Source organism: Streptomyces ortus, assembly GCF_026341275.1.
GTDB classification, from domain to species: domain Bacteria; phylum Actinomycetota; class Actinomycetes; order Streptomycetales; family Streptomycetaceae; genus Streptomyces; species Streptomyces ortus.
This window is the reverse complement of the sequence record NZ_JAIFZO010000002.1, coordinates 7865908-7878636: the sequence shown is the minus strand read 5'-3', so window position 1 is coordinate 7878636 and position 12729 is coordinate 7865908. Positions and strand designations below refer to the sequence as shown.

Here is a 12729-nt window from a genome sequence, read left to right as displayed (position 1 = left end):
CAGGTCATGCGCGTATTGGTCGTGGAGGACGATCCCGAGTTGGGGCCCGTCGTCGCAGCTCGGCTGCGGGAGGCCGGGTTCGCCGTGGACCTCGCGCGGACGCTGGCCGAGGCCGACCTCAAACTCTCCGTCAACGGCTACGACTGTGTCGTGGCCGACCGCTCGGTCCCGGACGGTGACTCGCTCACGCTGCTCGCCGCACACCGGCGCAAGGGGTCGGCGCTGCCCTTCCTGCTGCTGACGGCGCTGGACTCGGTGAGCGACCGGGTGGCCGGCTTCGAGCACGGGGCGGACGACTACCTGGTCAAGCCCTTCGCCTTCGCCGAACTGGTCGTCCGGGTGCGTGCGCTGTGCCGCAGGGAGCAGCCCGCGCGGTTGCCGGTCCTGCGGGCGGGCGACCTGGAGATGGATCTGCCGAGGCGCCGGGTGTCCCGCGCCGGAGTGCTGCTCAGCCTCTCCGCCAAGGAGTTCGCGGTGCTGGAGGTGCTGCTGCTGCGCGCGGGTCAGGTGGTCACGCGCACCGAGCTGATCGAGAGCTGCTGGGACGAGGCGAGCGAGCCCATGTCCAACGTGGTGGACGTCCTGATCGGCCAGCTGCGACGCCGGCTCGGACCGCCCGACCCGATCGGAACGGTACGCGGCGCCGGCTACCGGCTGGAGGGCACCGACCCGGACGGTACCGACCAGGGGCGGGCCGCGGAGGCGCGGACGTGATCCGCCTCCGCCGCCCGGCGGCCACGTCCTCCGTGTCGCCGGCCGTCGCCCGGCTGAAACGCACCCGCCGGTCGATGACGCTCCTCTTCGCCGGGACGACGGCGGCCTGTCTGGTGGTACTCGCCACCGTCGCCGTCCGCATCGATGCCGAGTCCCGCCGGTCCGGCCTCGACCACGAGGTCGACGGCCGGGCGGTCGGTCTGTCGCGGGCGGTCTGGTTCGACGACGGCGCGTTGCACCTGGAGCCGCTGCGCGAGGACGAACTCGCCCGCAGCGCCGAGGTGCTGGCCGTCCTGGAGGTCGCCCCGGGAGAAACGCCGTCGGTGTGGAACGTCGTTCCCGCCCGGTCGGCCCTGCCTCGCGAGGACTGGCTCGACCATGTCTGGCAGGACGTCCTGGAGGAGCAGGAGACCGTCGTCCTCAGCGCCCCCTCCGAGAAGGGCGAGCGGCTGAGGTGGGCGGCGGCTCCCGTCTGGGACGGCGACCGGATCGGCGCGGCCGTGCTGGTCGGCACGGCACTGGCGCGCAGCGAGCACGATCACGACCTGCTCGTGCGCTGGCTGGCCCTCGGCTGTACGGCCCTGGTGTGCTGCGCGGCGGCCGTCGGCCATCTGCTGTCCGGCCGGGCCATGCGTCCCGCTCTCGTCGCGCTGGGCCGGCAGGAGCAGTTCCTGGCCGAGGCGGCGCACGAACTGCGGACACCGCTGGCGACGTTGCGGCTGGTGGCAGAGCGGGACGGTTCCTCCGAGCAGACGGTGCGGCTGGTGGACCGGTTGAGCCGGCTGGTCACCGGGCTGCTGGCCAGGGCGCGCACGGAGGCCGGTACGCAGCGGGTCGAGCTGGTGCCCCTGCGCCTCGACCAGTTGGTGGAGACCACGGTCGAGGAACTGCCGGAGCACGGGAGCGTCACGGTCACCGCCGAACCGGTGGTGGTGCCCGCGGACCCCGACCTGCTGGCCCAGGCGGTACGGAACCTGGTGGAGAACGCCCAGCGGCACGGGGGTCCGGCGGGTTCGCCGGTGGAGGTCACCGTCACTCCGGGGCTCGTACAGGTCCGTGACCACGGAGCGGGTGTACCCCTCGCGGACCGCGAGCGGGTCTTCGGGCGGGGGGTCACCGGAGCCGGGTCGGCGTCGGACGCCACCCCCGGGACGGGTGCCGGCCTCGCCATCGTCCGCTGGGTCGCGGAGTTGCACCACGGCACCGTCCACCTCACGGACGCGCCCGGCGGCGGCCTGGTCGCCGAACTCCGGCTCCCGGAACACCCACCCCGGACGCCTCCGGCTCCGTAACCGCCCGGCGCCACAGGCCGAACCCGTACCCCCGCGCCTCCGCCCCACCCACCCCTCCTCATCTTCCTCTCATGCGGGCTCCGGCACGGTGGACGCATGAACTCTGCGCGCACACCCCGGCTGCTGGTCGTCGCAGCCGCGGGACTCGGCACCCTGCTCGTCGCCGCGGGCCTGCACGGCTCGCTGCCCTTCGGCGACGGCGGGCCTCCCTCGACCGAGGTGGCCGTCCGGGTCGACCAGGTCGGCTACGCGCGCGGCGAGCCGAAACGGGCCTACGTCATGGGGCCCGCGGCAGCGCTCGCGGGAGCGCGCTTCAAGGTCGTCGTCGCCGGATCCGGCGACGTGGTCACGGCGGGGAGGCTCGGAGCCGTCACCGGCCGCTGGAACGGCACGTACCCGTCGGTGCGCGCCGTCGACCTCTCCGCGCTGAACACGCCCGGCACCTACCGCCTCGTCCTGACCGGCAGTGCTACCGGCCGCTCGCCCGCCTTCCGGGTCGCCGGAGCGCGCGAACTGATGACCCCGCTCGTACGCGACAACGTGCGTTTCCTCCAGGCACAGCGCGACGGGGCCGAGGTGTTCACCGGCGACCCCCGCAACGCCCTGCGGCACGGCCCCTCGCACCTGGCCGACCAGGACGCGACCGTCTACGAGACGCCGGAGTACGACGAGGAGGGCACCGAACTGCTCGACGAGGAGCTGACCCCGGCCGGGGAGCGGGTCGACGTCTCGGGCGGCTGGTTCGACGCGGGGGACTTCCTCAAGTTCACCGGCACCACCTCCTACTCGGTGGCCGAACTCCTGCTCGCAGAGCGGGACCTGCCCGGGATGCCGGAGCTGTCCGCCGAGGCCTCGCACGGGCTGGCCTGGCTGGACAAGATGTGGGACGGCGACACCGAGACCCTCTACACGCAGGTCGGCATCGGAGCGGGCAACGACGCCGTACGGACGGATCACGACGTGTGGCGGCTGCCTGAGGCCGACGACCGGCTCGACGTGTCGCCCGGCGACCCGGACTACACGATCAAGCACCGGCCGGTCTTCCGCGCGGCCGAGCCGGGCGAGGGGGTCAGCGCCAGTCTGGCGGGGCGGGTGGCCGCGGCCTTCGCCCTCGCCGCGCAGCGCGCGGCCCCCGACGACCCCGAGCGGGCCCGGGAGTGGCTGGACAAGGCAGCCGCCGTCTACGCCTTGGCCGACACCGCCCCCGATCCCGACGAGCCGCCCCTGACCGCGATCCCGGGGAACTTCTATCCCGAGGACTCCTGGCAGGACGACATGGAGTTCGGCGGCGCCGAACTGGCCCTGGCCGCACAGGCACTCGGGGACGAACGGGAAAGTGACTGGGCCGACGACGCGGCCCGCTGGGCCGGGGCGTATCTGCGTTCCGACGTCCTGGGCACCCTGGGTGTCGCGGACGTCAGTGCCCTGGCCCACGCGGACCTGGTCACCGTCCTGGACGGCGGGCGGACGCACGGGATCGCGGCGGAGGACCTCTTCGAGGACCTGCGGCGCCAGGTGGAGGACGGGGTCGACCGCGCCGGGGACGACCCGTTCGGCGCCGGTGCCGTCTACGACGACTTCGACGCCGTCCCGCACGCCTTCGGACTGGTGGCCACGGCCCGGCTCTACACCCGCGCCACCGGGGACACGCGGTACGCGGCCTTCGCGAGCCGTCAGCGCGGCTGGGCCCTCGGCGCCAACCCCTGGGGAACCAGCTTCATGATCGGTGCGGGCGAGGTCTACCCGCACTGCCCGGAACACCAGCTCGCCAACCTCAGGGGCAGCCTCGACGGGACGGGCGACATTCTGCGGGGAGCGGTCGTCAACGGCCCCAACGCCGCCGCGAAGCTGGAGGAGTTGAACAGCTTTCCCACGATGAAGAAGTGCACGGCGGCCCCGCCGGACGGCGCCTGGAGCGACTTCGACGGCAAGGGCGCGCGTTACCTGGACGACGTGGGCGCCTGGCAGACCGTGGAGCCCTCCCTGGACTTCACCACGACGGCCCTGCTGGCCTTCACCCTGACCGCGCGAGCCGGCGAACGGTAGTCTCACGCAGACGCTCCGACGGAGATACCGGCCGAAAGGCGGACATGACCACCGACTGGGAATGGGACGACACCCTGTTCCTCGGAACGGCCGCCCACTACCGGCGCGGCAGGCTCCCGTACGCCCCCGGGCTGACCGACGCGCTCGCCGGGATCCTCGAACTCGACGGGCGAGGACGCCTCATCGACGTGGGCTGCGGGCCCGGCACGATCGCCCTGACCCTGGTCGACCTGTTCGGTGAGGTCGTCGGCGTGGACCCGGACCGCGGAATGATCGCCGAGGCCGCTCGTGAGGCCGCCGAGCGCGGCGTGAGCGGGAAGACGCGGTGGGTGCGGGCCCGGGCCGAGGAACTGCCCGCCGGTCTCGGGACGTTCGGCGTCGCGGTCTTCGCCCAGTCCTTCCACTGGATGGACCAGGACCTGGTGGCGGCCACCGTCAGGGACATGCTCCGGCCGGGCGGAGCGCTGGTGCACATCTCCGACCTGAAGACGACGACCCGGACCGCCGAAGGCCTCCCGCATCCGACCGTGCCGTACGCGGCCCTGGAAGAGCTGGTGAGCCACCACCTCGGGCCGGTGCGCCGGGCCGGCCGCGGCGTGCTGCCGCACGGGACGCGCGGGGGCGAGGCGGCCGTCTTCCACCGGGCCGGACTCACCGGCCCCCAGCGGCTCGTCGTGCCCGGCGGCCAGGCCCTGGAGCGCACGAGTGACGACGTCGTCGCGGGCGTCTTCTCGATGTCGTTCTCCGCCCCGCACCTGTTCGGCACAGACCGGGACGACTTCGAGGAGGACGTACGCCGAGTGCTGCGGGCGGCCTCCCCGGCCGGCCGCTTCTCCGAACGCCAGCCGGGCACCGAGATCTTCGTCTGGCGCACGGCTCCCACGGCCGAAGGACTGTCCTGACCGCTGCGGGTCGGGCCGAAGGGCCGGGACCCCGCTCTTCCCGGCCGGGACTCGCCCCTCCGGCTCCCTCTCGGCTTCCTACTCCGACTCGGCCGTCCGCGTGCTCTCCCGTACGACCAGTTCGTAACCCGCGATGAGTCGCGTGTGCGGGGCTTCCGCGTCCGTGGTGATCCTGTGCAGCACGGCGTCCACGGCCAGTTCGGCGATCTCCCGCTTGTCCGGTGACACGGTGGTCAGTGACGGGACGCTGTAGCGGGTCTCCTGGATGTCGTCGAAGCCCACGACCGCCAGGTCCCGCGGCACGCGCAGGCCGTGCTCGTGCGCCGTGCGCACCGCGCCGGAGGCGAGCAGGTCGCTGAAGCAGAAGACGGCGTCCGGGGGCTCGTCCAGGGCGAGCAGGACCCGCATGGCCGCGGCCCCGTCGGCGCGGGTGAACTCGCCGGTGTCCGGGACGAGTCGGGGGTCGTGCGGCACACCGGCGGCGTGCAACGCGGTCAGGAAGCCGTGCATGCGCTGCACGGTCGTGGCGTGGGCCCGGTCCGAGGGCCGGCCGATGACCCCGATGCGCCGCCGGCCGAGCCCGAGCAGGTGCTCGGTCGCCTCGCGCGCCGCCGCGGAGTTGTCGATCAGTACGTGATCGGCCGGGATCTTGTACGACTGCTCGCCCAGCAGGACGAGGGGCACCCGGCGCTCACGGTTGGCGAGCATCGTCTCGTCGAGGCAGAGCGGGCTGAGCAGTACCCCGTCGATGAGCGGGTCGCTGAGTCCGCAGGCGATGCGCAGTTCCTCGGCGGGGTCTCCCCCGGTGTCCTCGATGAGGACCGTGCAGCCGCGCTTCTTGGCGGCGGCGATGACCTCGGCGGCGAGTTCCGCGAAGTACGGGGCGACCAGTTCGGGCACGGCCAGCGCGATGATGCCGCTGCGGCCCGTGCGCAGATGTCGTGCGGAGGCGTTGGGCTGGTAGTCGAGTTCGGCTATCGCGCGCAGCACCCGTTCGCGGGTCTGTTCCGCGACCCGGACCTCGCCCCGGACGACGTTCGAGACGGTCTTGATCGATACGCCCGCACGCTCGGCGACGTCCTTGAGGCGTGCACCTGCCATGGCGGTCGCCCCTCCCTCCCCCGACTTCCTTCCGGCCGACGACCGACCTGCGACGTCTGCACGGCCCGCACGGCCGCACGTCCCGCTGTGCTCCGTCACGCGTACCGGTCCGGTGTGCTGCTCAGCGTAAGCCATGTTCCAACGTTGCAATGGCTCAGCTTCCCAGTTGGGCGATATGCACCGATACGGTGTCGGCGGGCCGCCGAACAGGAAGTTCACGCAGAAGTGTTGACGCCGGATTTCCTCGGGGATACAACGTTGTAACCGCCTCGAAGCAGTGACCGGCGGATCGGTTCGCTCGCCCATTCCAACGTTGTACTCCTTTGTTGGGCTCCCTAGTTGTACTCCTTGAGTTTTCCGCCGTGGAAGGACGCATGCCCATGCGGGACCGCACGCCGCACACCTCCCCGCCCGCTCCGTCCCGGCGCCGGCTGCTGCGCGGCACCCTGTCGCTCGGTGCCGTCGCGGCCTCGGCCGCGGCGCTCGGCGGCTGTGACAGCACCCTCGCGCAGGGGTTCACCGGCGGGTCGCCCACCCCGGACCGGCTGAACTTCTGGAATCCCTTCACCGGCGGTGACGGTGAGCGGCTGCTCGCGATGCAGGCCGCCTACCGGGCCGGGCACAGGAAGACGGACCTCAAGTCGGCGACCTTCGTATGGGGCAACCCGTACTACACGAAGCTCACCCTGGCCACGCTCGGCGACCGGCCGCCGCAGGTCGCCATCAGCCACCTGTCGAAGGTGCCGACCCTCGCCGAGGCGGGCCTGCTCGCCGAGATCCAACCCTCCGATCTGGCCCGGCACGGGCTGACCGAGGACAAGTTCGACCCGCGGCCGTGGAAGAAGTCGCAGCTGGACGGCAAGCTCTACGCCATCCCGCTCGACACCCACCCCTTCGTGCTCTACTTCCGTACCGACATCGCCGAGAAGGCCGGACTGCTCGACGGCAAGGGGCGGTTGACGGACGTGGACGGGCCCGACGCGTTCATCGACGCCCTGCGCGCCGCGAAGGAGGTGACCGGGCAGTGGGGCGGTTCGATCGCCTCGGTGAAGGACGCCTCGACGCAGTTCCGGCTCTTCTGGTCGTTCTACCGGCAGATCAGCGGCGGTGACCTCGTCGCCGACCAGGGCAGGAAGGTCGTCATCGACACGGAGGCGGCGGCCGAGGCCCTGGCGTACATCCGGCGCCTCACCCAGGAGAGGGTCGTGCCGACGACCACCGACGGCCCGGGCGCCATCACGATGCTCACCACCGGCAAGGCGGGCTTCCTGATGGACGGCGTATGGCAGGTCCTTACGGTCCAGGGCTCCAAGGTGAAGTTCGACATGCGGCCCCTGCCGCGGATCTTCGACGACGCGCCCTACGCCTGCGCCGCCGACTCGCACTCCCTCGTCCTGCCCAAGGCACCCTCCGAATCGGCCCAGCGCCTCGACCTGTCGCTGGGTTTCGTCGCCTCCCTGCTGGGTTCCAGCAAGCTGTGGGCGGAGGGCGGACACATCCCCGCCTGGCTGCCGACCCAGCGGACGGCGTCCTACCGGGCCCTCGAACCGCAGTCGCACTACGCCGCTGCCGCCGACGGGGCCGCCTACGACCCGGCCGCCTGGTACGGGGGCGCGGGCAGCAGCCTGCAGATCGTCATCGGTGACGCCGTGACCTCCGTGTTCACAGGCGCCGGCAGCCCGACGGCCGGCGCCGCCCGGATGAAGCGCGAACTGCGCGAGCTGGCGAGCCGGACCTCGCCCGTGTAGTCCGCCGGCCCGCGCGCTTCCACCGCGCTCCGCGGCTCGCCCACTGTCTCCACCACGGCCCCCAGCGGGCCCCCGCACGTCGTGAGATCCCGTATGTCCTGACTGAAAGGGCCGTCCCATGGCCACGACCACCGCACCGACCAAGGCCCCGGGCAGAGGTGACCGCTGGGCAGGTCCGGGGATGCTGTTGCCCTTCTCCCTGTTCTATCTGCTCTTCCTGGTGGGGCCGCTGATCTACACCGTCGTGGCCGGCTTCTTCGACACCAGCCTGCTCAAGTCGGGCCTCGGCGACTTCGCCGGTCTCTCCAACTACTCGGCCGTGCTGGGCGACAGCGAGTTCTGGCGCACGCTCAAGAACACGCTGTGGTTCACCGTGCTGACCACCGTCCCCCTGGTGCTGCTCAGTCTGACGCTGGCGATCCTCGCCGACCGCTTCGTCCGGGGACGCTGGTTCTTCCGCTTCGCCTTCTTCGCGCCGTTCGTGCTGCCCTCGGCGGTCGTCGCGCTCATGTTCACGTTCATCTACGCCGACCAGGTGGGCCTCGCCCAGCAGGCCGCGACCTGGGTCGGCGTGGACACCCCGCCGTCCTGGCTCGGCGACCCGGACTGGGCGATGATCTCCATCGCCGCCGCCACCGTGTGGTGGACGCTCGGCTTCAACTTCGTCCTGTACCTCGCCGGTCTGCAGGACATCCCGCGCTCCGTGCACGAGGCCGCGGCCATCGACGGAGCCGGCCCCTGGCAGCGCATCCGCCATGTGGTCGTGCCGATGCTCGGCCGCACCACGACCCTCGTCACCGTCCTCCAGGTGGTCGCCTCCCTGAAGGTCTTCGACCAGATCTACATGCTGACCAACGGCGGCCCCGACGGAAGCACCCGGTCCTCTCTCCAGCTCATCTACGACACCGGCTTCGTCGAGGGCCGCGTCGGCTACGCGTCGACCGTCTCGCTGCTGCTCTTCGTGGTGATCCTGCTGGTCTCGCTCGTCTGGTTCGCCCTCGTCCGCCGCGCCGAGAAGGAGCGCTGATCATGACCGCCACCGCCACACCGCCCGTGACCGAGCAGCAGACACCCGTGGCCGGGCCGCGCCGGAAGTACGACGCCGAGCGCCTGTTCAACCGGGTGGCCCTCGGCGTCCTCGTCGCCTTCTCGCTGCTGTGGCTGGTGCCGCTCGCCTGGGCGCTCGCCACCTCGATCCGGCCCGCGCAGGAGGTCATCACCGACCCCACCAGCTGGTTCACCGCCCACCCCACCCTGGCCGCGTACGGGGACATCTTCGACGCGGGGAAGCTGCCCTACTGGTACGCGAACAGCTTCATCACCTCGATCCTGACGACCGTGCTCACGGTGGTGGCCGGCTCGCTCGCCGCCTTCGCGCTCTCACAGACCCGTTTCCGGGCGCGCCGCGTGGCGTTCGTGATGCTGCTCGCCGGCATCATGATCCCGGGTCAGGTGCTGATGATCCCGCAGTTCCTGGCGCTCCAGGAGGCGGGTCTGCTCAACACCTACTGGGGAGTCGTGCTGCCCCAAGTACCCAATGTCGTGGCCGTGTTCGTCTTCAAGCAGTTCTTCGACGGCATCCCGAGGGAACTCATCGACGCGGCCCGCGCGGACGGCGCGTCCTGGCTGCGCACATACCGGCAGATCGTCATGCCGATCTCGCGTCCGGTGATCTCGGCGGTCACGATCTTCGTGTTCGTCGGGGTCTGGAACAACTTCCTGTGGCCCCTGCTGGTCGTCACGGACCCGGAGATGATGACGCTCCCCGTCGGACTGACCTCCGTCCAGGACGTCTTCGGCGTCCCCTACGCCCAGTTGATGGCCTCGGCCGTGCTCGGCGCCATCCCGCTGCTCGCCGTGTTCGCGCTGTTCCAGCGACGCATCGTCGAGGGCATCGCCGGAACGGGCCTCAAGTAGTCCCACCCGTAGGTGCCTCAAGTAGTCCCACCCGTAGAGGCCTCAAGTAGGGCCACCCGTAGGACAGTTCCACCGATCTTCCTTCCTGAGAAAGGCTCCAGCATGCCGCACACCGCTCGGTTCGCCGTCGACCCCGAGTTCACCGTCGGGGACGTGGACCCGCGCCTGTACGGAACGTTCGTCGAGCACATGGGCCGCTGCGTCTACACCGGCATCCACGAGCCCGGGCACCCCTCGGCCGACGCCGCCGGCTTCCGCACGGACGTCGCCGACCTGGTACGGGAGCTCGGTACGGGCCTGGTCCGCTACCCCGGGGGCAACTTCGTCTCCGGCTACCACTGGGAGGACGGCGTCGGCCCGGCCGCCGACCGGCCCCGTCGGCTCGACCTGGCCTGGCGCTCCATCGAGACCAACCAGGTGGGCACCAACGAGTTCCTCACCTGGGCCAAGGAGCAGGGCCTCGACCCGATGATGGCCGTCAACCTCGGCACGCGCGGCATCGACGCCGCCCGCGCCCTGGTGGAGTACTGCAACCAGCCCGGCGGCACCGCCTGGTCCGATCTGCGGATCAAGCACGGCTACGCGGCGCCGCACGACGTCAAGCTGTGGTGCCTGGGCAACGAGATGGACGGCCCCTGGCAGACCGGGCACAAGACGGCCACCGAGTACGGACGGCTCGCGGCCGAGACCGGCAAGGCGATGCGCCAGGTCGACCCGACCATCGAACTGGTCGCCTGCGGCAGCTCGAACGCCGCCATGCCGACCTTCGGCACCTGGGAGCGCGAGGTCCTGGAGCAGACGTACGACGACGTGGACTACCTCTCCCTGCACGCCTACTACGAGGAGTTCGACGGCGACCGCGCCAGCTTCCTGGCCTCCGGGGCGCACATGGACCAGTACATCCGCGACGTGGTCGCCACCGCGGACCACGTGCGGGCCGCGCGCGGGGCGAAGAAGCACATCAGGCTCTCGTTCGACGAGTGGAACGTCTGGTACGCCGCCCGTTTCGTCGGCGAGCGCAACCTGGAGACCGCCGAGACACCCCGGCTGATCGAGGACACCTACAGCGTGACCGACGCCGTCGTCGTCGGCTCGCTGCTCATCACGCTGCTGAAGAACGCGGACCGGGTGGCCATCGCGTGCCTGGCCCAGCTGGTCAACGTCATCGCCCCGATCCGCAGCGAACCGGGCGGCCCGAGCTGGCGGCAGACCATCTTCCACCCGTTCGCCCAGGCGGCCAGGTTCGCCACCGGCAAGGTGCTGCGCACCGAGGTCACCGGGACCCGGATCGACACCGAGCGGCACGGTGACGTGCCGGCGCTCGACACCGTGGTCACGTACGACGAGGAGAGCGGCGCGGTGACCGTCCTCGCCGTCAACCGCGGCCAGGAGGAGTCACTGGACCTGCGGGCCGAGCTGCGCGGCGCGCTGTCCGGCCACCGCGTGCTGGAGCATCTCGTCCTGGCCGACCAGGACCCGGACGCCGTCAACACCCAGGCCGAGCCGGACCGGGTGACCCCGCGCGCCGGGGGCGGGGCCCAGGTCACCGCCGACGGCGCGCTGGAGGCGGCGCTCGCCCCGGTGTCCTGGAACGTCATCCGCCTGGTCCCCGGCGCCTGACCCGCCGTTCGCCGCACCTTGCCGTGTGACGTCGCCTTCGGCGTCACCGACCGAACAGATCCGACCCCCACCCCATTGGGAGCATCTGATGTCGGCAAGACCACGCACCCCCGTCCCCCCACTCCGCCCGGCCGCGCTTCTCTCCGCGCTGGTCGCGCTCCTGGCGGCCCTGCTCACCGCGCAGACCGGCACGGCCGGCGCGGCGACCGGCACCGTCCTGCGCAACGACACCGGCCTGTACCCCCGGGCGATCCGTCTCGCGCACAGCGGGAGCGCCAACGGCCGTGTCCTGTCGTCGGTGGTCACCTTCTCCGGCGACAACGGACTCGGGGCCGTCTACGAGAGCACCGACTCGGGCGGATCCTTCCGCCAGGTGGGCGCGGTCGGTGACCCGGAGGCGGCGGGCGGGCAGGGACTCTGCTGCTCCACGCTCTTCGAACTCCCGCGGGCGATCGGCGGCCTGCCCGCGGGCACCCTGCTCTGGGCGGCCTCGGTCGGCCAGGACGAGACGAACCGGCGCATGGCCCTGCGCGTCTTCAAGAGCAACGACGTGGGACGCACCTGGAGTTACCTGTCCACCATCGCGACCGCGGGCAGCACCGGCGGCCTGTGGGAGCCCGAGTTCTCCGTCGACGCCTCGGGGCGGCTCGTCGCGCACTACTCGGACGAGACCGACGCGGCCCACAGCCAGAAGCTGATGGCCGCCCGCACCTCGAACGGCACGACCTGGACGGGCCACCACGCCACCGTCGTCAGCCCCCTCGTCTCCGACCGCCCCGGCATGGCGGTCGTCCGCAAGCTCGGCAACGGCACCTACTTCATGTCGTACGAGATCTGCGCCGCCTCCGGCCAGTACCAGTGCGTCGTGCACTACCGGACCTCGGCGGACGGCTGGGACTGGTCGAGCGGGCCCTTCCTCGGCCACCGGCCCGAGACGGCCGACGGCAAGTACTTCAAGCACGCCCCGACCGTGGCCTGGTCCCCCGAGGCCGGCAATCCCCTCGGGCGGCTCTTCCTGATCGGCCAGGTCCTGTACAACAAGGACGGCACGGTGGCCGCCGGGAACAACAGGACGGTCTGGGTCAACAGCGCGGGCGGCAGCGGTACGTGGCGGGAGATCCCGGCACCCGTCACCGTCGCGTCGACGGTGGTCGACTACTGCCCCAACTACAGCTCGGCCCTGCTGCCGTCGGCGGACGGCACCAGCCTGCTGGAGATCGCCACCGACTGGGACGGTGCCATATGCAAACCCTACTTCGCCACCAAGCCCGTCCCGTCCTCCTGAGCCGCCTCGCAGCCTGACCTGTGGGCCGATACGCGACACCCCGTCACGTACCGGCCCACAGGCGCGCGATGACGGTCGGGGCCTCCTGCGCCGGCACCTGTCCG

Annotated in this window: 10 protein-coding genes; 9 read left to right on the top strand and 1 reads right to left on the bottom strand. The window is 71.6% G+C overall.

Translation table 11 applies throughout. The features are described 5' to 3' along the window. Window positions 1-6 precede the first annotated feature (6 nt). The 4 genes from K3769_RS37480 (at window position 7) to K3769_RS37465 (ending at window position 4954) form a co-directional block, all read left to right on the top strand. On the top strand, window positions 7-714 hold the full coding sequence (locus K3769_RS37480) for a winged helix-turn-helix domain-containing protein (RefSeq protein WP_267030666.1): 708 nt from the start codon (window positions 7-9) through the stop codon (window positions 712-714). Further along, on the top strand, window positions 711-2006 hold the full coding sequence (locus K3769_RS37475; protein ID WP_267030665.1) for a sensor histidine kinase: 1296 nt from the start codon (window positions 711-713) through the stop codon (window positions 2004-2006). The genes K3769_RS37480 and K3769_RS37475 overlap by 4 nt, the downstream gene beginning before the upstream one ends. Before the next feature lie 96 nt (window positions 2007-2102). Beyond that, window positions 2103-4052: a glycoside hydrolase family 9 protein gene (locus K3769_RS37470; RefSeq protein ID WP_267030664.1), complete on the top strand. Its 1950-nt coding sequence runs from the start codon at window positions 2103-2105 to the stop codon at window positions 4050-4052. 44 nt (window positions 4053-4096) lie between these two features. Continuing rightward, a complete protein-coding gene (locus K3769_RS37465; RefSeq protein ID WP_267030663.1) occupies window positions 4097-4954 on the top strand; it encodes a class I SAM-dependent methyltransferase in 858 nt (285 codons plus the stop codon). Window positions 4955-5032: 78 nt separating this feature from the next. Here K3769_RS37465 and K3769_RS37460 read toward each other — a convergent pair whose 3' ends face one another. Next, window positions 5033-6055: a LacI family DNA-binding transcriptional regulator gene (locus tag K3769_RS37460; protein WP_267030662.1), complete on the bottom strand. Its 1023-nt coding sequence runs from the start codon at window positions 6053-6055 to the stop codon at window positions 5033-5035. 380 nt (window positions 6056-6435) lie between these two features. Here K3769_RS37460 and K3769_RS37455 point away from each other — a divergent pair, with 380 nt between their 5' ends. The 5 genes from K3769_RS37455 (at window position 6436) to K3769_RS37435 (ending at window position 12625) form a co-directional block, all read left to right on the top strand. Continuing rightward, window positions 6436-7803, top strand: coding sequence for an extracellular solute-binding protein (locus tag K3769_RS37455; protein ID WP_267030661.1), 1368 nt, complete (start codon window positions 6436-6438; stop codon window positions 7801-7803). 118 nt (window positions 7804-7921) lie between these two features. Beyond that, window positions 7922-8830, top strand: coding sequence for a carbohydrate ABC transporter permease (locus K3769_RS37450; RefSeq protein ID WP_267030660.1), 909 nt, complete (start codon window positions 7922-7924; stop codon window positions 8828-8830). A 2-nt stretch (window positions 8831-8832) separates the two neighbouring features. Beyond that, window positions 8833-9720 (top strand): carbohydrate ABC transporter permease, encoded by an 888-nt coding sequence (locus tag K3769_RS37445; RefSeq protein ID WP_267030659.1) that lies wholly within the window; start codon window positions 8833-8835, stop codon window positions 9718-9720. Window positions 9721-9822: 102 nt separating this feature from the next. Further along, window positions 9823-11340, top strand: a complete 1518-nt coding sequence (gene arfA, locus K3769_RS37440; RefSeq protein ID WP_267030658.1) for an arabinosylfuranosidase ArfA — start codon at window positions 9823-9825, stop codon at window positions 11338-11340. An 88-nt stretch (window positions 11341-11428) separates the two neighbouring features. Further along, window positions 11429-12625 carry an exo-alpha-sialidase gene (locus tag K3769_RS37435; protein ID WP_267030657.1) on the top strand — a complete coding sequence of 399 codons (1197 nt, stop codon included), beginning with the start codon at window positions 11429-11431 and terminating at the stop codon, window positions 12623-12625. Window positions 12626-12729: the final 104 nt, after the last annotated feature.